Genomic DNA, 24,735 nt, shown 5'->3' with positions numbered 1-24,735 from the left:
ATAAAATTGGCATTTCAATAATGCCAATGTAAATTATCAATTATCCGTTCTAGGTAAAACTGGTACGCCTGTCTCCCAAGGATGTTTATTTTTCATGTTTTGATTTATTTTCCTCATTGATTCAATAACTTGTTCTCGAACCAATTTTGTATCTGCAATACTGATATTCCATTCGATAGACCAAAATTCTTCTTTTTGTAATTGCAATATTTTTTTTACTGCATTTGTTACATCTTCTAAATTTGTTAGATCAATACTAATATCAACAATGCTAGATAATATATCTATAGTGTCTACTATATATTTTGTCATGCAAAATATGCCAATTTTGCTTAAAAGTTTGTTACTTTTTCCTTGACTAAACGTGTTTCCCCACTCTGTTTTTATGGTATTCCATATGGCAATAAACAAGTCATAAGATGCGTCGCTATTACCGGCATCAATAATATTTTTTGATTGAATATATGCGACAGATGTTTCAATTGATGCTGGAATAATTATTCTAGAATCTTCTTGAGTATCTGGTAGGCCAACTATTCCTTTAAACGGGCTATCTTCAGAAGTGTTAGCCATGCCTACGTAGGTTAGATTTTTATTTAAGGAAAGTCGTGCTAAATTTAGTCTTTTTTCTAATCCTTGTTCCTTATCCGGATTGGTGAAGTTTAAGGTTAAAGCTCTTATGTGATCCGGCGCAACTTTTGAAACTTTATTATTAATTACTATAAATTGAAAAGCTCGCTCTTCTTCGCTAGCCTCTAATATGGCTACAATAGGAACTCTGGAATGCGGATCAAATTCATGTAATCCGTAAAGTCTATGCTGTCCATCAACTACGAATATGCCATCTTCTGTACCTTGAATAATATCTATTTTAGTGGTAGTCTCGGTAGAATTTATGTTATATGAGTTGCTTGCGACGGTTATTACGATTGCTGTAGGTATTGTATTTCTAGGGTCTGATTCGAGAAATTTCTTAATACCTCTAACTTTTATATCATTTTTTGCACGCTGAATTCCTCCCTTTTTATCTGGTGATAACCTAGGAATAGTTGCCCAGCTTAAAACGTTACTGACAGGAGCCTCAAATATACAGAATTTGGGTGCTTGTTGATTATCTTTTTGATTAAATACTAAACATGGATATTCCATCATTAAACCTTTATAAAGGAGAAGTTAAAAAAATCTATCGAATCATCTTCATCATCCGCGCGCATATTTTTTATGTCAGCAGGACCGACCTCAATTGCTGCCTCGACAAGAGTAATTTTTTTATGGCAAGCCATATCAAAAATAAATTTTCTATGTTTTGCTACCCGTTCTCTACGTTGAATTCTTGTCCATTCATCGTTAGATGGATTAGGCTTTAAAACAAAAGAATGTAAGTGTGAATTTTGCCATAAAAGCATATCGTCTTTTGCATTATTGCACCATTTGCATGATGGCAATAAATTTCCTTTTATGGAATTTCCACCATAACTACTTGGCCATAAATGTTCATATTGAATTTTAACGTCATCGTTCCCTGTTTTTATAAATACTGTCGCATCACATATATAACATTTACATGTTACATTTCCACCATTGACTTCCTTTTTTGTGGTGTTGTTTATTTTTTGGCCGGAATCTTGGTGAGCTAAATATGCTAAAGAAGCCAATTTATCCAGTGCATTACTTTGAGGTTCCCTTGGGATGCCTAGACTTTCTTGAAAATATCTAATTATTTCACCATGAAATAATGATTCATTATCAATCTCTTTAATAATTCTTGCTGTCTTCTTTGATATTCTTGCCAGTAAGTTCATTGTGAATATTCCAAAAAGATATTCACCCATTTCATCTGATCGCATACCAAATCGTAACATTGGTAAGCCGGAAAGTTGCTCCATTCCCTTTTTATCTATAATCTCGCTTATTAGGTACTGGAAAAGTTTTTCTCCTGATGTACTTGCTGAAAAATCTAGATATTTCATTTAATTTTCTAATGGTTGGTGTTTCTAAATACTTAACGCAACGCTAGTTTAATTAATGCTTTCTCTCGGGTGCTCTAGTAACTGAATCTGCCTAGTCTAGTTGTGGCCTATCCAAGTTACGTACAAGTCGTGTATGAGATAGTATAGTATTGTAGTGGTTTAATGTACCCGGACACTGATTTAGGCGAGAATGCTCGCCACAGAGAGGTGTTTGATGAGCAAGCAAAGACGTACGTTTTCCCCTGAGTTCAAACAGCAGGCGGCATGCCTGGTGCTGGATCAAGGATACAGCCAAGCCGGTCGGTGGGCATCGGCGAATCAGTGCTGCGCCGCTGGGTGCGGCAGCTTCAGTTGTAGCGGCAGGGCATCACGCCACAGAGCAAGGCAATGACGCCTGATCAACAGCGAATACAGGAACTCGAAGCACGCATTGAGCGTCTCGAGCGGGAGAAGTCCATTTTAAAAAAGGCTACCGCGCTCTTGATGTCGGAAGGGATAGAACGTACGAGGTAATCGATCAGATTTGTGGTGACGAATCAATCGAGTTGATCTGCGCGGTGTTCGACGTAGCGCGGTCATGCCTGTATGCATATCGGGAGCGCGCCCGCCACATTGATGTTGAGCGCATGGCATTGCGTAGCCGTGTGCACGAGCTGTTCGTCGAGAGTCGTAGTTCGGCGGGAAGCCGCAGCATCATGGGCATAATGCGCGAGGAAGGCACAGCAATTGGCCGCTTCAAAGTCAGTCGTTTGATGGAAGAGTTGGGGCTGATCTGCAAGCAGCCTGGCAGCCATGCCTATAAGCAGGCCACGGTGGAGCGGGTCGATATTCCGAACCACCTCAATCGTGAATTCACAGTAGAGGCGCCAAATCAGGTCTGGTGCGGGGACATCACCTATGTCTGGGCGCAAGGCCGATGGTATTACTTGGCAGTGGTGTTGGATTTGTTCGCCCGCCGAGCGGTGGGCTGGGCATTCTCGCTACGACCCGACGCCGACCTTGTTGTGCAAGCGCTGGAAATGGCTTACGAGCAGCGAGGTCGACCGATGGCGCTGCTGTTTCATTCGGATCAAGGTAGCCAGTACGCCAGTCGAAAATTCCGTCAGCGCTTGTGGCGCTATCGGATACGACAGAGCATGAGCCGGCGGGGAAATTGTTGGGATAACTCCCCGATGGAACGGCTATTCCGTAGCGTCAAAACGGAATGGGTGCCGTCAACCGGTTACGTGACGGCACAAGAAGCACAACGGGACATCAGCCACTACCTGATGCATCGGTATAACTGGATACGGCCACATCAGTTCAACCAGGGACTGGCACCGGCCGTCGCCGAAGAAAAACTTAACGTAGTGTCCGTGATGGGTTGACCACTACAAAATGCTCCCCTCGATGTTGCGTTAGCTTCTTCAAATCGCGCCTGTTTTGCTAAAATGAGCTAATCGTGTTCGTTTAGACATGAGCGCATCGGTGTCAGCTCGAGTTTAATACGTTCAGATGCGGAGCTTAGACAGATCGAATGTTGGCGTATCTAATTCATCTTGCTTTCGGGTATCGCCCACCATCAATAGAATTGCTTGGCTGAAGTCGACCTGTCCTCGCGTTTCCTCTGCAAGGATGCTGAGGCCGCCGTTCGCGAACTCCTCGAAAATGACGGCTCTTCTCGCAATCATTTCATCTGAATCCTCTAAAACCGCAGCTGACATTTCGGCCTGCACTGCTAGCAAGTTGACCAAAGTGTCATATCCCTGGCGGTCAAAGACTTCTTGGCGAATCGGTTCGCCTATCGCCTCTGGCAGCGATTCACGCCGGCCGCGCGCAGCCCCGAGCGATGCTGCGAATGCTAGGACGTCCGCTTGTAAACGGAAGGGGCCCGTGCCGTCGTCTGAAGAAAGAAATCGTTTTATCAGATCCTGCTTATCCTTTGCGAATCTAATTCTCCGCTCAATCATGTTCTACCTCTCGAATGATGGTGTATTCAAATTCGTTGGGACTCTTTACGACCAGGCTATGTGCGTGGCCATCGATTTCTATGCTTTCAGACGGGACGTCATCCTTTGTCGTGCAGTATTCGAGCAGATAGCGTCTACCGACACGCCCAGAAAGCGCAGTTGCCACTTCGCCCGCCCATTGGGTGGGTGTGACCATCATTACAACCTGGTCAGCAAGCGCAGTGATCTTCTCGGCGACTTGAGTTCGATAGGCAGATCCGAGGCTTCCGAACGGCGAGTCCATGACAATCGGGTAAGTGCTCACCTCCGGACCGGGCAACTTTTCCTTGCTCTTGGTGAAATCACGCGCAACATCGATCACGGCGCCAATGAAGGCAAGACTGAGTATCTGGTTTTCGCCTTGTGATGCGGCAACCGGCAATGCACTACCACCCGCAGACTCGAGTAGGCGCAATGAATACGTCTCGGTGATTTCCGGTACATACGGCGTGTAAGAGATCTTGGCGAAGAGGCTTCTGACCTTCTCGGTAAGTGTGCGTCGAAATCTTGCCTCGTAGAGAACCCGTGACTCGCAGAGACGCGTGATCGCGTCAAGAGTGGCTTCCAGACGCCTTTTCGCCAACCGCTGTTTCGCTTCGCTCTGCTCACACTTTCGAAGATCCGAAAGACACTTTTCTAAGTCCTGTTCGAGTCCTTTGCGCTCATACTCTGCGCTGCCGATGTCTTGATTCGCTTGCCCGATTGCCTCTCCTGCGAGAACTAATTGCGCCTCAAGCTCTTTAACACCTTCTTGAGGACTGTGTTTCAAGCGCAAGTGAATATCCTCGAGTTCGGTCTGGACACGGCTCAGTTCTTCGCGGTCTGTACTGACTCGCCTCTGCAAGGCATCGCTTTGTTCCCAGAACGCGTCTTGGTCAATACTGATTCGACGGACCTCTCCACCCATGCGAATTGCTTTTTCTTCCACTTGAGCGAGACCGGCCTTTGCCTTCCAATTTTCAACAGCACAGCGGGCAGTGTGAGCGGAGGCTACATCCAGCGGCCGTTCGCAAATACAGATATCCTTCTCAAGCAAGTCATCAACAAATTGGCGCTTGATGCCAGCCGGGAGCTCGCCTTTTTCGCGAAGACTTTCAATTAACTCCAGAAACGATTGACTTGCTCCATCAAGAAAGGCCTTGTAACCCTGCGAGCTGAGAAGTTCTTTCTGTTGTTGCTTCGCATTCGTGAATCGCTCCGTGGCGCGATCACGGTCCAGTTCCAACTGGTCGCGGCGCTGTTGATCGGCCTTAACTTCATCAAGTTTTGACAAGCGCACTTTGAGTTCATGCGCGCGTTCGCGCTGTCCTGCTAAGTTGCGCTCGGCTTGACCTGACCGCTCGTTGGTCTTGGCAAGCTTGGTTTCGATGTATGCTTTGCGATGCAATATCTCCTTTGTTGCTGCGTCGCCGACTTGCTCAAGTTCCTTTTCCAAAGTCTTCTTGGCTGCGCCAAGATGCCGCACAGCTCGCTCGATAACTTCTAGTCCCAAAAGTTTCTTGGTAGCGTTTGCAATATCCGCTTGATCGTCACCTGAAGGCTGGACAATTCTCTCAATCCGTTCTCCGTCGAAGAAGAAGTATGTGTGAAGATCTCTAGGTAAAATTCGTCCAATTACGTCAGCTGTGCTAGTCTCGGACTTCCACTTTCCATCCGTGTCCGCCCACATCAAGGTTGTTTGGGACTCGCCCTTCGCTACTAACTCGGCGTCCATTCCTTTGATGGCTTGAACGCTCTTCTTCAGAAGATGGATCCGGCCGAGGTGCTCAAACTTTATCTGGACCGAAGCTTCCAAAGTTGATCCAGGAGCCGCTTCACGCACGGCCCGCTTATTAATGATCTGATCTTCGAATAGGAAGCCTTTGCTTACCGAGTCATACATTGCCCAAGTAAACGAGTTAAGGATCGCCGTTTTACCCGCGCCATTGGAGCCGAAGAGCACGTTGATATTGTTCGAGCCGGTAGCAAATTTGATCGCTGGTGACGAACCGTAGAACTGCCGAAAATTGTGGAGTTGAAGCTCAAGGAGAATCATTCACTGCCTCCTTAATTATCCGCAGAATGTCGTCGTTGATATGGGGACGTTCTTGAAACAGCCGCTCTGCCTCTAGCTTGAGAACGCGTTGGATGATGATCCTGACTTCACTCGGCTCGCGCATAAGTGGTTCTATTGGATCTTGAGTATCTATTGTTTCCATCTTTTTCTAAATATCCATTAGGTTGAACTTCTTCTGAAACGGAAAGATTGCTGCTCGAGCTTCACCTGAGTTGGTGGCGAGATCCGCAAATTCGACGAAGCGGATTAGTTCTTTTCGAAGGAGTTGGCGTTCTGATTCGCTCATAACTGTCTCGATTGGAGGGACGACCACCATGTCATAGACGGTCGCCGATTCTTTGCCTGGCGACTTGCGCAGCACTCTGCCGCGTCGTTGGATGAATTGGCGTGGGTTACTACTGCTGGCGAGAATGACTGCTGTTGTCACAGAGGGAATATCTACCCCTTCATCCAAGCAGCGGATTGCGACGAGCCCTTGTAGTGTCCCAGCTTCGATTTGGACGCGAAGTAGCTCTCGTTCCTCAAGATCTTCGCCAGAGGTGTAGCGTGACATCCTCATACCAAGTTCGCTACCCAAGATCCGCAAGGCTTCATCAACCTGACGTGCTACGCCGTCGTCTAATGCAGATTCGACAGTGCCATCGCCGCAATACACGAGGAGGTGACCGTGGTCCTTCAGCGTGGTTTGTCCCAGCGATCTTAGCGCCACGAGTTTATTACGTGCGGAAGCGACCAGGCGACTGCGCTCAAGCAAAATGTACTTGGCCGAGCCGGTTTCCTGGTCGTGTAAGTTCCACACCTTTGCCAGCTTTGCGCTGAGCTCCAAATATTTTTCGCGTTCATCGTCATCCAATTCAATGAGGATAGGAACGTACCGGTATGGAACGAGAACATTGAGCTCTAGCGCACGCTTTAACGTGAGGCGTGGTTCGATTACCTCTCCAAAGTATTTGAATAGGCGGGCAGTACCTTCAGGATCAAACCATCGCTCTGGAGTCGCTGACAGCCCAAGGCGTAGTCCAATTGAATCCGGAAGCGACTCAGCGAGACCTTCGGCGCCAAGATTGTGTACCTCATCGCCAACGATCATCGTATTCCTAGGGAAGTACCTCAGTCTGCTTTGGAATGCTTGGGACGAAAATGTGCTGTTCGTCGTCATTACCGTCAGGAACGCTCTTGTTCCTATGCCGACCTCATTTAACTGGATGGCTAGCGTTTCAGCCCAACGATGTATATTTTCGAACGCTAATAGTGGTGCAAAACCAAAGTTCTCGGCCTCACGGCTCCACTGTTGCACCAAATGTCTGTACGGACAGATCACGATCAATGCTTGTAGTCCAAGCTGCTCTGATAACTTAACCGCCGCCGCCAATGCTGTGATTGTCTTGCCAGCGCCTGTAGCCATTTGAAGAATGCCTCTTCCCTGCGCTGCCACCCAGTTTTGAATGCCCTCAATTTGATGCGGACGCAGCTGTAAATTGACCGGCAAGCTAGGGCGGTTGGAAGCTTTTCCACGTGGAGAACGCCAAGCCAGTTGGCCTGGGTCAAGCTCTGGCGGCGAAGCGGGAGTGTATTTCAGCAGTAGTTCTTTGGCTACGCTCGTAAAGTCTAGTATTTCAAGCCCCGAGTCGGATATTGCTCCGTTCCACAAGTCGTCAAAGTCCGCGGCCTTAGCTTGTGCACGACGATGCGGATCTTCCCACGACCAATAAACGTCAATTGATTCGAAATTGTCGACAAAACCGCCTTCCGTTTCGTTCTGCGATCCTGTGAAGGAGATTAGGTTGCCCTCGGAGTCCGCAAATATCCCTATCTTTTCGTGATAGATGCCACGGACGAGCTGCTTGGTATTTGGATTCACCCGCAGGGCGAGTTTTATCTCGAGCGCGCCTACCGAAATAAGCCAAGCGAGCGCTGCCAATCGTTCGTGCTCCAACTCGTTTGCCAATTCATCGAGCTCGACTTCTATTACTTGCCGAATACGTTGCCCACGCGATTCATAGCCCTTTTCGATTGCCTCTATATCCGATTCTTGCAGATGCGGTGAGGTAATCAGCTGAATTCGGCCGCCCGATTTGATCAGATGGGCGGCACCGCGTGCGGCAAGACTCAGCGCCTTGCTAGTAAAGTAACCGACCGCTCGACGATACAGAACTGAACGCTCCATGCACGGTACGTAGAAATCATCAACTACGTTGCCCGTGTTGGATCGATAGCAAATACGAGGAGTGAATTCACGAAGGCTCATCAGCGCATCAATGCTTTTAGGATATCCCCAACTGTTTTAATGGCAACTGTTTTCACTAATTTGGCACAGTTTTCACTTAATGTGTCACCCGACAGCTTAAACGTCAATATTCCCCGCCCTCAACGCATTATTCTCAATAAACGCCCTGCGTGGCTCCACATCATCCCCCATCAGCGTCGTGAAGATCTGATCCGCCGCAATGGCGTCTTCGATCTGCACTTTTAACAGGCGGCGCACGGTCGGGTCCATCGTCGTTTCCCACAATTGGTCCGGGTTCATTTCGCCCAGACCTTTGTAGCGCTGTTTCGAGACGGTGCGTTCGGCTTCGTCGCGCAGCCATTGCATGGCTTGGTGGAAGTCGACCACGGCGATTTCCTTCATGCGCTCGCCTTCGCCGCGGCGGACAAACGCGCCTTCGCCGATCAGGCCTTCGAAGGTGGCGGCGCCGCTGCTCAGCACGGCGTAGTCCGGGCCTTGCACGAAGTCGGCGTCGATGGCGCTGACTTTGATGTTGCCGTGGTGCATGCGCTCGATGCGCAGCATGTGTTTTTCCGACAAGTCGTCGGAACGCACATGCACTTTCACGGCGCTGTCGTTGATGGCCGTCTGCAGGGCCAGGGCGGAAGCTTCCGCCAGGTCCAGGGTCGACAGGTCCAGCTGCACGCCCGTCATGATGGCCGTCAGGGCGGCGCGGTCGATGACGCGCGTCAGACGCGTCATGATGGTGTTCGACAGGTTGAACTTGCGCACCAGTTCCGTCAGGGTGTCGCCGGAAATGCCTTCCGCGCCTGTGCGCGGCACCAGCACGGCCGTGTTCAGCGCCACCGTCATCATGTAGCTCGCTTCTTCGGCGTCATCTTTCAGATAGCGCTCGTCGCGGCCCGCTTTCACCTTGTACAGCGGCGGTTGCGCGATGTAGATGTGGCCGCGCTCGACCAGTTGCGGCATCTGGCGGTAGAACAGGGTCAGCAGCAGGGTACGGATGTGGGCGCCGTCGACGTCCGCATCGGTCATGATGATGATGCGGTGGTAGCGCAGCTTCTCGACGTTGAATTCGTCCGGTCCGATCGAGGTGCCGAGGGTGGCGATCAGGGTGGTGATCTGCTCCGACGACAGCATTTTCTCGAAACGGGCTTTTTCCACGTTCAGCACTTTACCGCGCAACGGCAGGATCGCCTGGAATTTGCGGTCGCGCCCTTGTTTTGCCGAGCCGCCTGCCGAGTCACCCTCGACGATGTACAGTTCGCACAGGGCGGGGTCTTTTTCCTGGCAGTCGGCCAGCTTGGCCGACAGGCCCAGGCCATCCATGATGCCTTTGCGGCGCGTCAGGTCGCGGGCCTTGCGGGCCGCTTCACGGGCACGTGCCGCTTCGACGATCTTGCCGCAAATGATCTTGGCGTCGTTCGGTTTTTCTTGCAGGTAATCGGCCAGGGTCTTGGCGACGATCTCTTCGACAGGACCGCGCACTTCGCTCGATACCAGCTTGTCTTTCGTCTGCGACGAGAATTTCGGTTCCGGCACTTTTACCGACAGGACGCAGGTCAGGCCTTCGCGCATGTCGTCGCCGCTGATTTCCACTTTCGCCTTCTTGGCGAACTCGTGTTCATCGATGTATTTGTTGATCACGCGCGTCATGGCCGCGCGCAGGCCCGTCAGGTGGGTACCGCCGTCGCGTTGCGGGATGTTATTCGTGAAGCACAACACCTGTTCATTGTAGGCATCGTTCCACTGCATCGACACGTCGACCGAGATGTTCGTGTTCTGGTCCGACAGGCGCTCGCCCGTAGCCTGGAAAATCGTCGGGTGCAAGACCGATTTGGCCTTGTTGATGTATTCGACGAAGCCGCGCGTGCCGCCTTCGAAGGCGAAGATTTCTTCCTTGCCCGTGCGCTGGTCGGACAACTTGATGTTGACGCCATTGTTCAGGAAGGACAGTTCGCGGATGCGCTTGGCCAGGATTTCGTAGTGGAATTCCACATGCGTGAAAATCTCTTCGTCGGCCCAGAAGTGCACGTCGGTGCCGCGCTTGTCGGTGTCGCCGATGACCTTGATCGGGGAGGTGGCGACGTCGCCGACCATGACGATCTGGCGGTCTTGCGGCACGCCGCGCACGAATTCCATGTAATGGACCTTGCCGTCGCGGCGGATGGTCAGTTTCAGCAATTTCGACAGGCCATTCACGCAGGACACGCCCACGCCGTGCAAACCGCCCGAGACTTTATACGAGTTCTGATCGAACTTGCCGCCCGCGTGCAGTTCCGTCATGACGATTTCCGCCGCCGAACGCTTCGGATCGTGCTTGTCGTCCATTTTCAGGCCGGTCGGCACGCCGCGGCCATTGTCGGTGATCGAGATCGAATTGTCGCTGTGGATGGTGACGTGGATTTCCGTGCAGTGGCCGGCCAGCGATTCATCGATGGAGTTGTCCAGCACTTCGAATACCAGATGGTGCAAGCCGGTGCCGTCCGAGGTGTCGCCAATGTACATGCCCGGGCGTTTGCGTACGGCTTCCAGGCCTTCCAGGATCTGGATGGAGGAGGCGCCGTATTCTTCCGTTTTGGCCTGGATCGGGGTGTCTTGTGGATTCTCGGACATGGACTGCTTTCTCAAATAACGATTGCTGATTGATTCGGGGCTGCTGGCTGATGACCGCAGGTCGGGTTAGCCGGAACGGCGTAACCCGACAGACGGCGCTCAGCATGTCGGATGACGCTGCGCTCATCCGACCTACGTCACTGCTGTGGTCTTTAGATCCGCATCGGCATGACGACATACTTGAAGTCGGCATTGTCCGGGATGGAGATCAGGGCGGACGAGTTCGAGTCGCCCAGCGCGATGTTGACGTATTCGCATTTCAGGTTGTTCAGCACGTCCAGCAGATACGTCACGTTGAAGCCGATGTCGACAGAGTCGCCGCCGTAGTCGATTTCCAGCTCTTCGACGGCTTCTTCCTGGTCCGCATTGGTCGAGCTGATCTTCATGCTGCCCGGGGTGATGATGCAGCGCACGCCCTTGAACTTGTCGCTGGTCATGATGGCGGCACGTTGCAGCGAGCGCAGCAGTTCATCGCGGCCGATGGTGAAGTCGTTCTTGTAGCCTTTAGGAATGACGCGCGTGTAGTCGGGGAATTTGCCTTCCACCAGCTTCGAGATCAGCTCGATGTCGGCAAAGGTCAGTTTCACCTGGTTGGCGGCGATGTCCAGCTGCACCGGCTCATCGTTCTCTTCCAGCAGGCGCTGCAGTTCGATGATGGTCTTGCGCGGAATAATCACTTCCTGGCGCGCGAACGTCTGCTCGGTGGCGACCTGGCAAAACGCCAGGCGGTGGCCGTCGGTGGCCACGGCGATGACATTATTACCATCCAGAACCAGCAGCAAGCCGTTCAGGTAATAGCGGATGTCTTGCTGCGCCATCGAGAAATGCACCATGTTGAACAGGTGCTTCAGCGTTTTCTGGGGCAGGGTGACGGACGCGTTGTAGCTTTCCGCCTGTTGCACGGTTGGAAACTCTTCCGCCGCCAGGGTTTGCAGGGCGAAGCGCGATTTGCCCGTTTGCACGGTCAGGCGCTTGTTGAGCAGGGTCATCGTGACGTCGCCCGATTCGGGCAGCGCGCGCAAAATGTCGAGCAGCTTGCGCGCGGCCACGGTGGTACCGGTGACGTCCGCGCCGGAACCGATTTCCGCGTGCGTGGTGATCTGCACTTCGGTGTCGGTCGACAGGAAGGAGACATTTTCACCGTCTTTGCGGATGAGGATATTGGCCAGAATCGGCATAGTGTGCCGACGCTCGACAATACCGCTCACGATCTGCAGTGGCCGGAGAAGGGTATCTCGGGTGGTTTTGACCAATTGCATATTTATCCTCAATGTATAGGTTGAATAGTACGACGTTTAACGTATTAATTTAACAATTCTTGCCATAAGGAGCCCCGACAGACCGGCTGCGGTGCCCTCCCAGATGATAAGGGTAAAGCACGTTTTGAGCCAGTCTTGCCCAGTCGTGCTTGCAACGCCTGACAAAACCGTAGCGAGCGGCAGTCAGTCGTGGCCGAGACGCGGAGCTGTGCTTTAGCACAGTGAGCATCGGAGGCCGCGAATCGCGACGCGCAGTAGGTTTGATCAGGCGTTCTTAGCCTTTCAATGTTTGCTCCAGCACATGCAGTTCATGGTTGCATTCCGGATTCTTGGTGCGGTCCAGCGCGATCTTGCGCACGGCATGGAGCACCGTGGTGTGGTCGCGGCCGCCGAACAGCTCGCCGATTTCCGGCAGGCTCTTCTGTGTCAATTCCTTGGCCAGGTACATGGCGATCTGGCGCGGCCGGGCGATATTTGCGGGGCGGCGCTTCGAATACATGTCGGCAACCTTGATATTGAAGAAGTCGGCCACGGTTTTCTGGATGTTTTCCACGGAAATCTGACGGTTCTGCACCGACAGCAAGTCCTTCAAGGCTTCCTTGACGATATCGATGGTGATGTCTTTGCCATGGAAACGCGAGTACGCCAGAATTTTGCGCAGCGCGCCTTCCAGTTCGCGCACGTTCGAGCGCAAGTGCTTGGCGACAAAGAAGGCCACGTCGTCGGAGAAGGTCACGCCTTCCTGCTTGGCTTTTTTCAACAGAATCGCCACGCGCATTTCCAGTTCCGGCGGTTCGATGGCCACCGTCAGGCCCGAGTCGAAGCGCGAAATCAGGCGGTCGTCCATGCCCGTGATTTCCTTCGGATACGTATCCGAGGTGATGATGATCTGTTTCTTCGCAGCAATTAATGCCTCGAACGCATAGAAAAACTCTTCCTGCGTGCGGCTCTTGCCGCCAAAGAACTGGATATCATCGATCAGCAGCATGTCGAGCGAGTGATAGTAGTGCTTGAAATCGTCGAAACCCTTGCGCTGGTAAGCGGTCACTACGTCGCGAACGTACTGTTCCGCGTGGATGTAGCGTATCTTCGCGCCCGGATTGTCGGCCATCACCTGATTGCCGATGGCGTGGATCAAGTGGGTTTTACCCAGGCCGACGCCGCCGTAAAAGAACAGCGGGTTATACGACACGCCCGGATTGTTCGCCACCTGGATGGCGGCGGCGCGCGCCAGCTGGTTGGCCTTACCGGTCACGAAGCTGTCGAAGGTCAGGTCGGTGTTGATGCGGCTCTGCTCGCGGCGCGGCGCGGCGCCGATGCTCAGTTCCGGCACGCTCGGCTGCGGCTCCGCCGGGCGGGCGCTGGGCGCGCCGCCATTCGGATCGCTGGCCGGGGTGCTGGCGGTGACTGGCTTTTTCGGCAGGGCCAGGCGCGGGTCGAGCACGAACTGCACTTCCGTCGGCGCTTCGAAATACTGTATGGCCAGCGCCGTGATGCGGCTGGCGAACTGGGTCTTGACCCAATCGAGCTTGAAGCGATTGGGCGCAGCAATGCGCAGCTTGCCCTCTTCGTAATCGAGAGGGATAAGCGGTTTGATCCACGCACTGAATTGTTGCGGTGTCAGCTCCAGTTCCAACTGCGCGGAACAGGCCTGCCAGAAATTATCCATGTATGTCTATGTGAAAAGGTGTGGGAGGGCGTATCGATTCTGCCCTGCGGTCACCGTGTTGCAAGGCCGGCGTCGCGCGAGGGCTCGCCACACGTAACGCGCTATTCTACTCCCGACTGACAAAGTTATCCACAGGCACGACGCTTATTTTTGTGTGGCGGGGTGGGGCGCCATGTGTATAAGAAGCGACTTATCCCCCGGTTATCCCGTCACAGGCAGTGCTGGCGCGGCCTGCGGCGGGGCCTTGCCGGCAGATGGGGAGCCGCGCGCAAATTTCCAGGCGATCACGGCAATCCTTGACAAGAGGGGGGCATATGCTGAATAATTCAGGGTTCCCCGCCCGTATTCCGTGTTTATTCATTTGGAACGACAATATGGACTAAGCGTGGATTAACGACGCAGTACCAAATCGTAGCGAGCGGTGATGAGTTGTGGCTGAGGCGCGCAACTGTGCGAAGGCACAGTGAGCACCGGAGGCCGCAAATCGCTCCGCGTAGTCGATTTGGTGCGCGTTCAAGCGGGCGATGAGATTGGCCAGCTTGTGCCTTGGCATAAGTGCGCGATTGTCATTGGCACCAAAAACTGACGGGACGTCAGACCCGATTTTGCATTTTTTTTGTTTTTAGCGAGACCAACATGAAACGTACTTACCAACCTTCCGTCGTTCGCCGCAAGCGTACGCACGGCTTCCGCGCTCGTATGGCTACCCGTGGTGGCCGTGATGTGCTCAACGCACGTCGCGCAAAGGGCCGCAAACGTCTGGCCGTCTAGGCTTGTCGTTGACAGCTGATCGCGTGGCTAGCTGTACTCCAGTCGGCAATCAACGCGAAGGTTCACACGACTTCGCGCGCTTTCGGCGTATCGTTAAAACGGATGAATTTTCATCCGTTTTTCGTTTGCGCCCTTCGCAAAAAACAGCGCATTTTGTGCTGTACACCCGACACAATCAATTGCCGCATGCGCGGCTGGGCGTCGTTGTGGCCAAGCGTTTCGCGCCGCGCGCGGCGACCCGCAACACGATCAAGCGCGTCACGCGCGAGCTGTTTCGCAACAGCGCGATGCCGCCGGTCGACTGCGTGGTGCGTTTGTCGCGCGCCGTCAACAGCAAGGATGGCCCGGCCACCACGACCAAGCTCAAAGCCGAGCTGCGTGAAGAATTGAGCCGCCTGTTCGCGGCGCAAATCGCCGCCCAGGCCCGTTCTGTTGCTGCGCCACCACCATCCGCGCCATGAAAACCCTGCTGCTGTTCCTGCTGCGTGCTTATCAGTTGCTGATCAGCCCCATGCTGGGACAGAATTGCCGTTTCTATCCGAGCTGTTCGCATTACGCGATGGAAGCGCTGCGCGTGCACGGTACGGCCAAGGGCAGCCTGCTGGCTGCCAAGCGCCTGTGCCGTTGCCACCCCTGGAATGAAGGGGGCGTCGACCCGGTGCCGCCGGCCGATGGCAAACAATCTTCAACGACCGCTTGCGGTTGCAACCACTCCTGACAAATACCCTAATGGATATCAATAAACGTACCATCCTGTGGATCGTGTTTTCCGTCTCGCTGGTAATTCTCTGGAACGAATGGATGATCTCGAACGGCAAGCCGTCGATGTTCTCCGCGAACACGGAACAAACCGCCAAGGCGCCTGTCACCCCGGCCAAGACGGCCGCCCTGCCTGCTGCCGGCGCGACCGCCGTGCCTGGCGAAGCGACCGATCCCGCCGCGTTCAAGCGCGAAGTGATTACCATCACCACCGACGTCATCAAGGTCGATATCGACACCCTGGGCGGCCAGGTCAAGCGTCTGGAATTGCTGAAGTTCAAGGGCGCCGGCAATCCGGGCTGGTTCGGCGGCTGCTTCGGCCTGTTCAAATGGTGCCAGCCTGACGAAGGCAAGCAAAACGAAGTGCTGTTCGACGAAGGCGCGAACCACACCTACCTGGCGCAGTCGGGCCTGGTCGGCGGTCCGTTCCCCACCCATGCGAGCGGTTTCACTGTGCAGCCTGGCGTGCGCACCCTCGGTGACGGTAAGCAAGTGCAACTGGTGATGGAAGCGGTCGAAGGCGGCGTCAAGCTGACCAAGACGTTTACGTTCAAGCGCGGCGACTACGTCATCGACGTGCGCCACGACGTGGCCAACGTGGGCGCGGCCCCTGTCACGCCGCAGCTGTATCTGCAACTGACGCATGACGGCAACAAGCCGGTCGGCGACTCGTTCTTCAACAGCAGCTTCACGGGTCCGACCCTGTACACGCCGCAAGACAAGTACCAGAAGCTGACGTTCGAGAAAATCGAAAAAGCGGCCGTGGAAGACGAGAAGAAGGGCAACGACAACGCCATGAAAGGCCTGCATCCGGCCACGGCGAATGGCGGCTGGTTTGCGATTTCGCAACACTTCTTCGTGTCGGCTTTCGTTCCGCCTGAAAACGCCAAGCGCGATATCTTCACGAAAAAGCTCGGCACCAACCTGTACGCCATCGGCAACGTGCTGCCATTGCCTACCCTGGCGCCAGGCGCCACGGCCAGCATGGACAGCAAGCTGTACTCGGGTCCGCAAATCGCGCACCTGCTGGAAAACGTTTCGCCTGGCCTGGAACTGGTCAAGGATTACGGCTGGCTGACCATCATCGCCAAGCCGATCTTCTGGGTCATGGAACACATCCACAGCGTGCTGGGTAACTGGGGCTGGACCATCATCGCCTTCACGATCCTGATCAAGCTGGCCTTCTTCCCCCTGTCGGCCGCTGGCTACCGCAGCATGGCCAAGATGAAACTGGTCACGCCGAAGATGCAGGCGATCCGCGAGCGCTACAAAGGCGATCCGCAAAAGATGAACCAGGCCACGATGGAGCTGTACAAGACGGAAAAGATCAATCCGCTGGGCGGCTGCCTGCCGATCCTGATCCAGATGCCCGTCTTTATCGCCCTGTACTGGGTGCTGAACGCGTCCGTGGAAATCCGCGGCGCGCCATGGATCGGCTGGATCACCGACCTGGCCCAGCATGACCCATGGTGCATCCTGCCGGTGCTGTACGCGATCTCGATGTACATCACGACCAAGCTGAACCCGGCCCCGGCCGATCCGATGCAAGCGAAGATGATGCTGTTCATGCCACTGGCATTCTCGGTGATGTTCTTCTTCTTCCCGTCGGGCCTGGTACTCTACTGGGTCGTCAACAACGTCCTGTCGATCGGCCAGCAATGGGTGATCACCAAGAAATACGCGCCGTCCACTGTGTAAGCAGGGTTAGCGAAGTAAAAGCCCGCCTAGTGCGGGCTTTTTAATTCTTGTAGGTCGGATTAGCGTGGCAAGGCCACGCGTAATCCGACACTATCGCCAGCGTGTGCTGCGTCGGCTTACGCGCTGCGCGCTAAGCCGACCTACGTTGCTGCACCTTCCCTTGCCGTACCTATTACAATATCCCCATGAAACTCGACTCTTCCCCTATCGCCGCCATTGCCACCGCTCCCGGACGCGGCGGCATCGGCGTGGTACGCGCCTCCGGCAAAAATCTCGCCCCGCTGATGACGGCCCTGTTCGGTGCGCAAACGCTGAAACCGCGCCACGCCACCTATCTGCCGTTCACGGAAGCCGATGGCAGCATCATCGACCAGGGCATCGCCATCCACTTCAAGGGCCCGCATTCGTACACGGGCGAAGACGTGCTGGAATTGCAGGGCCACGGCGGCCCCATCGTGCTGCAGCTGCTGCTGGCGCGCGTGCTCGAAGCGGGCAAGGACAGCGGCCTGCGTCTGGCAGAACCGGGCGAATTCACGCGCCGCGCTTTTCTCAATGACAAGCTGGACCTGGCGCAAGCCGAAGCCGTGGCGGACCTGATCGACGCCTCGACGGAAGCGGCGGCCAAGTCCGCCTCGCAATCGCTGTCGGGCGCGTTCTCGAACACCATCCACGCGCTGGTGGAACAGGTGACGGGTTTAAGGATGCTGGTCGAGGCGACCCTGGACTTCCCGGAAGAGGAAATCGATTTCCTGGAAAAATCGAATGCGCGCGGTCAATTAAAAGCCGTCATCGAAGCGTTAAATAAAGTGTTTGCGCAGGCGGCGCAGGGCGCGCTGCTGCGCGAAGGTCTGAACGTGGTGCTGGCCGGCCAGCCGAACGTGGGCAAATCGTCCTTGCTGAACGCGCTGGCGGGCGCCGACGTGGCCATCGTCACGCCGATCGCCGGCACCACGCGCGACAAGGTCAGCGAAACCATCCAGATCGAAGGCATTCCGCTCAACATCATCGACACGGCCGGCATCCGCAGCGCGGGCGACACCATTGATGCCGTCGAGCGCATCGGCATCGAGCGCACCTGGGGAGAAATTGGCAAGGCGGACGTGATTTTGCACCTGCTTGACGCAGATCATGGCCCGACACTGGCCGATGAAACCATCGTCGCCGCCTTCCCGGAAGGCGTGCCCGTGGTGCGCGTGTGGAACAAGATCGATCTCTCTGGCCACAAGCCCGGCGTCGACAACATGCCGGACGCCACCCACGTGTATCTGTCGGCGCACGAGCACATCGGCATCGACCTGCTGCGCGCGGAACTGTTGCGCATCGCCGGCTGGCAGCAGACGGGCGAATCGCTGTACCTGGCGCGCGAACGCCATCTGATCGCCTTGAAATCGGCCGGCAAGCATCTCGATATCGCCGCCGCGCACGCGGCGCAGGACGACCAGTCGCTGGACCTGTTCGCCGAAGAGCTGCGCCTGGCGCAGGTGCAGCTGTCGAGCATCACGGGCGAGTTTTCGCCTGACGATCTGCTGGGCGTGATCTTCAGCCGTTTCTGCATCGGCAAGTAAGGAGAATCGGATGAAGCTGCTGTTTGTCGTCATGTTCGCCTGCCTGCCCCTTCTGGCTGGCGCGCAGGAAAAGTTGCCGCAAGACGTGGCGAAATTCGTCGAAAATGCGCAGATGTGCGAGCACTTCGCCGGCGAATGGGATGACAACGACAAGGCGCGCCAGCGCGAGATCACGCAAGCCGTGGCCAGCTCGTGCGGCCAGGCGCAGCGGCAGTGGAAGCGCTTGCGCGTGAAATACGCGAAGCAGCCGAAGCTGCAACAAGTCATTGCCGAGAATGCCAATGACGCGGTCAGGAGCTTTCGGAAATAAGTCCGAACGGCGAAAAGGCCGGGGTCAGACCCTCAACACCGCTAACACAAAGGTCATCGCTCAGGTGCGAGGGGGTCTGACCCCAGGTTTTGTCACCCCTTCCTCCCCTTCGCCTGTTCTTCCTTGAACTTCTGGAAGGCCTCGATATGTTCAGCCTGGCGCAGCACGCGCGAGTGCGGGTCGAGCGTGTATGTGGCGCCGGCCGGCAGGGGCAGTTCGCCGAAGCCCAGCGACATGGGAACGGTGTGGATTTCTTTGCCGATACGCACTTCCACCGGCATCGGGAAGGCGATGTCGGCAGGCGTCTTCCATAGCAGGCGCAAGGTGTCGCCGTCGCGCACGGCGGACAGTTCCGGCAATGCCGCCTGGTACAGATAAACCTGGAAGAACCAGTCGTAATTGCTGCCCGTGACTTTGTTGACGATGGCCATGAATTCCGCCGTGCTGCCGTAGCGCGGCTGGAACTGGCCCGGCAGCGGCTGTTCCGTGCCGTAGACGAGCAGGCGCACGGCGCGGAAGAAGGCCTCGTCGCCGATCAGGCCGCGCAAGGTGTGCAGCACCAGCGCCCCTTTCACATACAGGTCGCCGCCCGGTCCGCCCTTTTTCTGGTCGTAGACTTCTTCCTCGCTTCTCGGCTTGCCCGAAACCATGGGCGCCTTGTTGACGATGCCGGCCCGCATTTGCTGCAACGAAGCAAAATACTCTTGCTCGCCTCGCAGATATTGCATGTACAGCGGCTGCATAAACGTGCCGAAGCCTTCGTGCAGCCACATATCGTCCCAGTTGCTGTTGGTGAGCTGGTTGCCGAACCATTCATGGGCAAACTCATGCTGCAGCAATTCATCGTAGCCATAGCTGGTCTTGGCGAATTTGTTGCCATAGGCATTGATGGTCTGGTGTTCCATGCCCTTGTGCGGGGTTTCGGCGATGCCGACTTTCTCATCGCCAAACGGGTAGGGGCCGATGACGCTTTCAAAAAAGTCCAGCATTGGCGGCAATTCCGCGAACAGGGCGCCCGCCTTGGCCTCGCTTTCCGGCAAGTACCAGAATTGCAGGGGGATGCGGTTGCCGTAGCGGCTAGCATACTCGCCCTGCAGGCTGCGGTAGGGCGCCACGTTCAGGGCGATGCCATAGGTGCTCGGGTGTTTGGCGCGCCAGTGCCAGGTGCGCCAGCCGTCGGTCTCATCCATGCCGAGCGCAATGCCGTTGCCGGCCGCCACCAGCGGCGCCGGTACCTGGATGTGCTGGTCGATCAGCCGGGCCTTGCCCATCGGGTGGTCGATGCAGGGCCAGAACAGGTCGCAGCCTTCGCCTTGCACGGCGCTGGCGATCCACGGCGCGCCATCGGCCGTGCTCGACCATACCATGCCGCCATCCCACGGCGCTTTCACGGCGACGTGCGGCACGCCGTGGTAGACGATGCGGATGGTGGTGCGCGCGCCTGCCGCGAGGGTGGCCGGCAAGGTCATGCTCAGGCGGCCGTCCGGGTTGGCATAGTCTTGCGGCCGCAGCGCCTTGCCGTCGACTTCGATGGCATCGACGGGCAGGTTGCGGTCCAGGTCCAGCGCGAACCGCGAGATCGGCTGCGTGGCCAGGAAGGTCAGGCGCGCATCGCCGGCAATGCTGCGGCGGGCCGGATCGATGCGCAGGGTCAGGTCGGCATGTTCGAATACCACCGCCAATTGTTCCGGCGTGCGTTCGGCACCCGAATTGAGGGTGTAGGCGGTGGGCGCGCGCGTGGCGCAGGCGCTGAGCAGCAGGCAGGAGAGCAACAGGGGGATGTGTTTCATGGCGTGCGCGCAAGTGAACGGAGCACTGATTGTAGTGTGAAGTGACAACGTTGTCGTTTGGAAATTTCAAGGTGCCGATGGGGCAAGCGTGGCCACGGTTGAGAAATGTCATGGGCTTCAAACTGTGCTGACGTAATCTTGCTGAGCGGCCTTGAAGTGCCGCTAGGAAAGGAAGCGCCATGGACAGCGAACAGCCGGAAGTCGTGGAAAGCAGGGGCATGGCGGCGCCGCCATTGCCTTCCCTGCCGCAATTGATCGCAGCGCTGCCGCCGAAAGGTGCATGCTGGTACTGCGACAAGCCGCTCGATGCCGTGCGCCGCTTCTGTTGCAAGAGTTGTTGCGTGGCGTATGCGGAAGAGGCGCAGTTCAACAGCTGAGCGGCAGCTCGCTGTGCGCTAGCGGCGCCGCAGCAGCGCCGCCAGGGCGCCTTCGAAATCGAACTCGTGCGCGGCGGCGGCCACCTCCTGGTACACGTTCACGCCCAGGCTGGCCGCGAGCAGGCTGGCCGAGTTTTCCAGGATGTCGATGGCCGCGCCGTCGCCTTCGCGCAAATGGCTGGCCAGGCGCGCCAGCAGCAGCTGGATGGCGGGCGCGGCCGGGTCGGGCGCCACGTCCTGCGCCGCCGTGTGGTTTGCCTCCGGCGTGCCCAGCATGCTGCTGACTGCGCCGAGCAATTGATCCTGCGCCAGTTCCAGCTGCAGCATCTGCTGGGCCAGGTCGGGCGCCTGCGCACGCAGTGCCGATTCCAGGGTTTCCGACAGGCTGTGCACATGGCGCGCCCCGATCATGCCGGCGGCGCCTTTCAGGGTATGCGCTTTCAGGCGCGCGGAAACGTAGTTGCCCGTGTCGAATTCGGCGCGGATCTGGCACGGCGTGGTGCCGTGGTCGTGCAGGAAACGGCGCAGGATTTTCAGGTACAGGATGCGGTCGCCCATGATGCGGCCCAGTCCGTTCTCAACGTCGAGAATACGGACCATGTCGGATGCCGCAACGGCGGCATCATCATCGCAAGTGGCGTGTGGTTTCAGCATGCTGTGCAGAGCGCCCCAAAACTTGTCAATGTCAGTAAAGCAGGAACTGCTATTTTACATCCAGTCGTACTCTGCACTGCGTCCGCTTGGCGCCAGCTTGCCGCCTAGCGCGTCGTGAATGACCAGCTCTGCGTGACGTCCGCGCCATTGACTTTCCCGATGAAACTCACGTCATAGCTGGTGTTCGCGTTCAAGGCCGCCAGCGGGATGATGGATGCGGCCGAGACCGGCGTATGCACGTCGTTGCCGCTGGTGAGCAGGCGCACGGCCAGGTCCGCGGCGGCGCCGCGCTGGCGCACGCTGAACGCCGTCACGCTGACGGGCGTGCCGTAATTGGCATGCACGCTGATCGGGTAGCCGACCACGTCCTGGTTCGGCACGGGATCGGGCGATTCGTTATTGCTGGAAAAACTGACGGCCACCTTCTGCTGTCCGCTGTAGGGGTAAGTGACGATCTGTCCCGCCGCCAGCCCCGGGCCATAGCTGCGGTTGCCGGCCAGGTCGGTGGTGAAATACGCATAGCCGGCGCTGCTGACGGCCGCGCCCGCGCCGCCTTCCTTGAACAGCGGCTCGAAAATGACGAAGCGGTGATAGATGGCCGTGACCAGTTCTTCGGCCAGGTAAAAGCCGGACGTGTTGCTCGCGCCGGCGATCACTTCGCCCTGCAGCGAGGTGACGACGTAGCCGGCCTTGGCCAGGCGGTCGCCCAGTGTGACGCCTGTAAAGCCGGGCTTGCCCTGCACCTGTTCGTGCGCCACCGTATTGTTGAGATTGAGATAGCTGGAATGGCCGAGGGCCGCGCTGTCGATCAGGCTATTGCGCACCAGCGGCGACAGGCCGATCTGGCTGCGCCGGTAGTTGAACCAGTTGAAGCCATCGGTGGCAATATTGTTGCTGAGAACGGGAGCACCCGGCTCCTGCGTCAATTGCCCGGCCGGGGTCGAGTTGCTCAGCGACGTATTGCCGCTATCGCTGCCGCCGCAGGCGCTCAGCAGGGCTGCGCTCAGCAGGGCAGGTATCCAGTATTTCCAACGCAGTGACGAGGCAATCAAGTCGACTCCTGTAGAGGTAGGCGGGCAGCGGTGGGGGCAGCGTGCTGTCCTGTAAAACGATTCTAAGGTATTTTGACCACGCGTAGAGCATCCGTGAAAAGATATGTCGCGCTCGTGCGGGGACGGTGCCGCCGCTGCGCAGGGTAGAATGGGCGCAGCGCAGCGTTTGCCGCTGCATTGCCTTACTTCCGATTTTTTTGATTGCCCATACATTTGAACACATTGCCCAAGTCGCGCCTGCAGCGCGCCAAATACGCCTTGCCCAGCATGGTGACTTTGCTTTCGATAGCCTGCGGTTTTGCCAGCATCGTCATTTCCGTCGACAACGCCGCCGTGGGCGACGCGGATGCCTACCGGCTGGCGGCGGCGCTGCTGGTGCTCGCCGGCGTGTTTGACGCGCTCGACGGCTACGTGGCCCGGCTGACGGGAACCAGTTCGCAGTTCGGCGTGCAGCTCGATTCGATCGCCGACGTGATGAATTTCGGCTGCGCCCCGGCCGTCCTGTTGTATTGCTACGGCTTCGTGCAGATGGGCGTGCACGATCCGCTGCTGCTGCGCTTTGGCGGCATGGCCAGCTTTTTCTTTGTCGCCTGCGGGGCCATGCGCCTGGCGCGCTTCAATGTGAACGTGGGGCGTACCGATCCCCTGTATTTCGTCGGCATGCCGATCACGGCCGGGGCCGCTTGCGTGGCGGCGGTGGTGGTAGCCTGGCCGGCGCCCATTGATTCCATGCTGCACAGCTATCTATTGATGCTGCTGCTCGTCGGCGTGGGCAGCCTGATGGTGTCGACCTTGCGTTTCCCCAGCTCCAAGCAAAAGAAAAGCCTGGCCGCGCTGCTGGTGCTGATCCTTGCCATCGCCCTGCTGGTGTGGCTGAAGACGAGTTTCTTCGCGCTGTTCTTCGCCGTCTACATCGCCGCCACCCTGCTGCTCAACCTGGCGTGGCATCTGGGCTGGCGCGGTATTGCCTTACCCCAGGTTTTTAATGACCTGGACGAGATTGATTAAACGTTAAGCCACCTCGTGCCCACGCGCGGCGCGCAGGATGGCGAACCAGTCGCTGCGGCTGAGCGTGAACTGCGTGCCTTCCACGGCCACGCCCACGGCCTCGATGCGGCCCGTGCCCGTCAGCGGCAGGGGGCGGCAAGGCAATTGCATGATCCAGGCAAACACCACGCTGGCAAACGGCCGCTGCAGCTGGTCGGCGATCTGCTTGATGACATTGCGCAAATTCTCCACATTCGCATCGCCACCCTGGAACAGGCGCCCGCCCGCCAGCGGCGACCAGATCATCGGCGCCACCCCCACGTCCTGCAAGCCGTCGAAGGTTTCGTCGAACAGGGGCGCTACGTGCAGCGGCGAGCATTCCACCTGGTTCGTCACCAGCGGGAAGCGCCGGTGCAGGCATTCGAACTGGTGGCGGCTGAAGTTCGACACGCCAAAGTGCAGCACCTTGCCATCTTTCTGCAATTGGGTGAACGCGCTGGCGATCTCGTCGAAATCCATCAGCGGGTCGGGGCGGTGGATCAGCAGCAGGTCCAGGCGGTCCGTTTGCAGCTGGCGCAAGCTGTGTTCCACGGAACCGGTGATGTGCGCCGCGCTCGTGTCGTAGTGCTGGATGGCGTGGCCGGGACGGTGCGGCGAGAGCAGCTTGATGCCGCACTTGCTGACGAGCTCCATCTTGTCGCGCAAGCCCGGCTGCAGGGCCAGCGCTTCGCCAAATAGCCCTTCGGCGCTGTAATCGCCATAGATATCGGCATGGTCGAAACTCGATACGCCCAGCGCCAGGCATTGCTCGATGAAAGCCAGGCGCTGCTGCGCCGACATATTCCACTCGCCGATGCGCCACATGCCGGCGACGATGCGCGACAGTTCGGGACCGTTGCTGCTTAAACGGCTGCGCGGCGCTTGCAGGCTGGCGGGAAATACATGGCTCATGGGCTGGCTTTCTGGTGGTGATGTGATGGGACTCGC

Annotated in this window: 20 protein-coding genes and 1 pseudogene; 9 read left to right on the top strand and 12 right to left on the bottom strand. The window is 56.5% G+C overall.

All coding sequences use genetic code 11. The annotated features are described in order from the left end of the window. Positions 1 to 36: 36 nt before the first annotated feature. A complete protein-coding gene (locus tag IGS60_RS24200; RefSeq protein ID WP_230506427.1) occupies positions 37 to 1,152 on the bottom strand; it encodes a DGQHR domain-containing protein in 1,116 nt (371 codons plus the stop codon). Continuing rightward, on the bottom strand, positions 1,152 to 1,970 hold the full coding sequence (locus IGS60_RS24195) for an HNH endonuclease (protein ID WP_230506426.1): 819 nt from the start codon (positions 1,968 to 1,970) through the stop codon (positions 1,152 to 1,154). The genes IGS60_RS24200 and IGS60_RS24195 overlap by 1 nt, the downstream gene beginning before the upstream one ends. Positions 1,971 to 2,184: 214 nt before the next feature. Here IGS60_RS24195 and IGS60_RS24190 point away from each other — a divergent pair. Beyond that, positions 2,185 to 3,337, top strand: a pseudogene (locus tag IGS60_RS24190) (IS3 family transposase). 123 nt (positions 3,338 to 3,460) lie between these two features. Here IGS60_RS24190 and IGS60_RS24185 read toward each other — a convergent pair. The 6 genes from IGS60_RS24185 to dnaA form a co-directional block, all read right to left on the bottom strand. Further along, complete coding sequence (locus IGS60_RS24185; RefSeq protein ID WP_230506425.1) at positions 3,461 to 3,919, bottom strand: DNA phosphorothioation-associated protein 4; 459 nt, start codon at positions 3,917 to 3,919, stop codon at positions 3,461 to 3,463. Then, positions 3,912 to 5,993: an AAA family ATPase gene (locus IGS60_RS24180; protein WP_230506424.1), complete on the bottom strand. Its 2,082-nt coding sequence runs from the start codon at positions 5,991 to 5,993 to the stop codon at positions 3,912 to 3,914. Before IGS60_RS24180 ends, IGS60_RS24185 begins: the two co-directional genes overlap by 8 nt. Before the next feature lie 169 nt (positions 5,994 to 6,162). Then, the gene (locus IGS60_RS24175; protein WP_230506423.1) at positions 6,163 to 8,262 is read right to left on the bottom strand and encodes a DEAD/DEAH box helicase family protein; all 2,100 of its coding nucleotides are present in this window, start codon (positions 8,260 to 8,262) and stop codon (positions 6,163 to 6,165) included. A gap of 96 nt (positions 8,263 to 8,358) precedes the next feature. Further along, the gene (gene gyrB / locus IGS60_RS24170; protein WP_070224768.1) at positions 8,359 to 10,857 is read right to left on the bottom strand and encodes a DNA topoisomerase (ATP-hydrolyzing) subunit B; all 2,499 of its coding nucleotides are present in this window, start codon (positions 10,855 to 10,857) and stop codon (positions 8,359 to 8,361) included. A 152-nt stretch (positions 10,858 to 11,009) separates the two neighbouring features. Then, on the bottom strand, positions 11,010 to 12,116 hold the full coding sequence (gene dnaN / locus IGS60_RS24165) for a DNA polymerase III subunit beta (protein ID WP_034754341.1): 1,107 nt from the start codon (positions 12,114 to 12,116) through the stop codon (positions 11,010 to 11,012). Positions 12,117 to 12,390: 274 nt separating this feature from the next. Then, positions 12,391 to 13,785 (bottom strand): chromosomal replication initiator protein DnaA, encoded by a 1,395-nt coding sequence (gene dnaA, locus IGS60_RS24160; protein WP_070224767.1) that lies wholly within the window; start codon positions 13,783 to 13,785, stop codon positions 12,391 to 12,393. A 636-nt stretch (positions 13,786 to 14,421) separates the two neighbouring features. Between dnaA and rpmH the strand changes: the two genes are divergently transcribed. From rpmH to IGS60_RS24130, 6 genes are all read left to right on the top strand, one after another. Further along, positions 14,422 to 14,556: a 50S ribosomal protein L34 gene (rpmH, locus tag IGS60_RS24155; RefSeq protein WP_010401996.1), complete on the top strand. Its 135-nt coding sequence runs from the start codon at positions 14,422 to 14,424 to the stop codon at positions 14,554 to 14,556. A 23-nt stretch (positions 14,557 to 14,579) separates the two neighbouring features. After that, positions 14,580 to 15,017 (top strand): ribonuclease P protein component, encoded by a 438-nt coding sequence (gene rnpA, locus IGS60_RS24150; RefSeq protein WP_176389458.1) that lies wholly within the window; start codon positions 14,580 to 14,582, stop codon positions 15,015 to 15,017. Beyond that, positions 15,014 to 15,274, top strand: coding sequence for a membrane protein insertion efficiency factor YidD (gene yidD / locus IGS60_RS24145; protein WP_034754335.1), 261 nt, complete (start codon positions 15,014 to 15,016; stop codon positions 15,272 to 15,274). The genes rnpA and yidD overlap by 4 nt, the downstream gene beginning before the upstream one ends. A gap of 11 nt (positions 15,275 to 15,285) precedes the next feature. Then, positions 15,286 to 17,013 carry a membrane protein insertase YidC gene (gene yidC / locus IGS60_RS24140; protein WP_070291974.1) on the top strand — a complete coding sequence of 576 codons (1,728 nt, stop codon included), beginning with the start codon at positions 15,286 to 15,288 and terminating at the stop codon, positions 17,011 to 17,013. 185 nt (positions 17,014 to 17,198) lie between these two features. Further along, positions 17,199 to 18,578: a tRNA uridine-5-carboxymethylaminomethyl(34) synthesis GTPase MnmE gene (gene mnmE, locus IGS60_RS24135; protein ID WP_070310263.1), complete on the top strand. Its 1,380-nt coding sequence runs from the start codon at positions 17,199 to 17,201 to the stop codon at positions 18,576 to 18,578. A gap of 10 nt (positions 18,579 to 18,588) precedes the next feature. Further along, complete coding sequence (locus tag IGS60_RS24130) at positions 18,589 to 18,888, top strand: hypothetical protein (RefSeq protein ID WP_070224763.1); 300 nt, start codon at positions 18,589 to 18,591, stop codon at positions 18,886 to 18,888. 92 nt (positions 18,889 to 18,980) lie between these two features. On the opposite strand, the gene IGS60_RS24125 is transcribed toward IGS60_RS24130, so the two are convergent. Beyond that, complete coding sequence (locus IGS60_RS24125) at positions 18,981 to 20,678, bottom strand: M1 family metallopeptidase (RefSeq protein WP_121670660.1); 1,698 nt, start codon at positions 20,676 to 20,678, stop codon at positions 18,981 to 18,983. A gap of 179 nt (positions 20,679 to 20,857) precedes the next feature. On the opposite strand from IGS60_RS24125, the gene IGS60_RS24120 reads away from it, so the two are divergent. After that, positions 20,858 to 21,055 carry a hypothetical protein gene (locus IGS60_RS24120; RefSeq protein ID WP_070224761.1) on the top strand — a complete coding sequence of 66 codons (198 nt, stop codon included), beginning with the start codon at positions 20,858 to 20,860 and terminating at the stop codon, positions 21,053 to 21,055. A gap of 18 nt (positions 21,056 to 21,073) precedes the next feature. Here the strand turns inward: IGS60_RS24120 and IGS60_RS24115 are convergent, their stop codons facing one another. Then, positions 21,074 to 21,709 (bottom strand): Hpt domain-containing protein, encoded by a 636-nt coding sequence (locus IGS60_RS24115; protein ID WP_070224760.1) that lies wholly within the window; start codon positions 21,707 to 21,709, stop codon positions 21,074 to 21,076. Positions 21,710 to 21,813: 104 nt separating this feature from the next. After that, positions 21,814 to 22,761 (bottom strand): CAP domain-containing protein, encoded by a 948-nt coding sequence (locus IGS60_RS24110; protein ID WP_268994189.1) that lies wholly within the window; start codon positions 22,759 to 22,761, stop codon positions 21,814 to 21,816. A 267-nt stretch (positions 22,762 to 23,028) separates the two neighbouring features. Between IGS60_RS24110 and pssA the strand changes: the two genes are divergently transcribed. Next, a complete protein-coding gene (gene pssA / locus IGS60_RS24105) occupies positions 23,029 to 23,769 on the top strand; it encodes a CDP-diacylglycerol--serine O-phosphatidyltransferase (protein WP_230506506.1) in 741 nt (246 codons plus the stop codon). Positions 23,770 to 23,772: 3 nt separating this feature from the next. Here the strand turns inward: pssA and IGS60_RS24100 are convergent, their stop codons facing one another. Further along, a complete protein-coding gene (locus IGS60_RS24100; RefSeq protein ID WP_230506422.1) occupies positions 23,773 to 24,699 on the bottom strand; it encodes an aldo/keto reductase family oxidoreductase in 927 nt (308 codons plus the stop codon). Between the last annotated feature and the right edge of the window lie 36 nt (positions 24,700 to 24,735).

Source organism: Janthinobacterium sp. FW305-128 (assembly GCF_020858135.1).
Taxonomy (GTDB): domain Bacteria; phylum Pseudomonadota; class Gammaproteobacteria; order Burkholderiales; family Burkholderiaceae_D; genus Janthinobacterium.
This window is presented reverse-complemented; position numbering and strand designations above follow the sequence as displayed.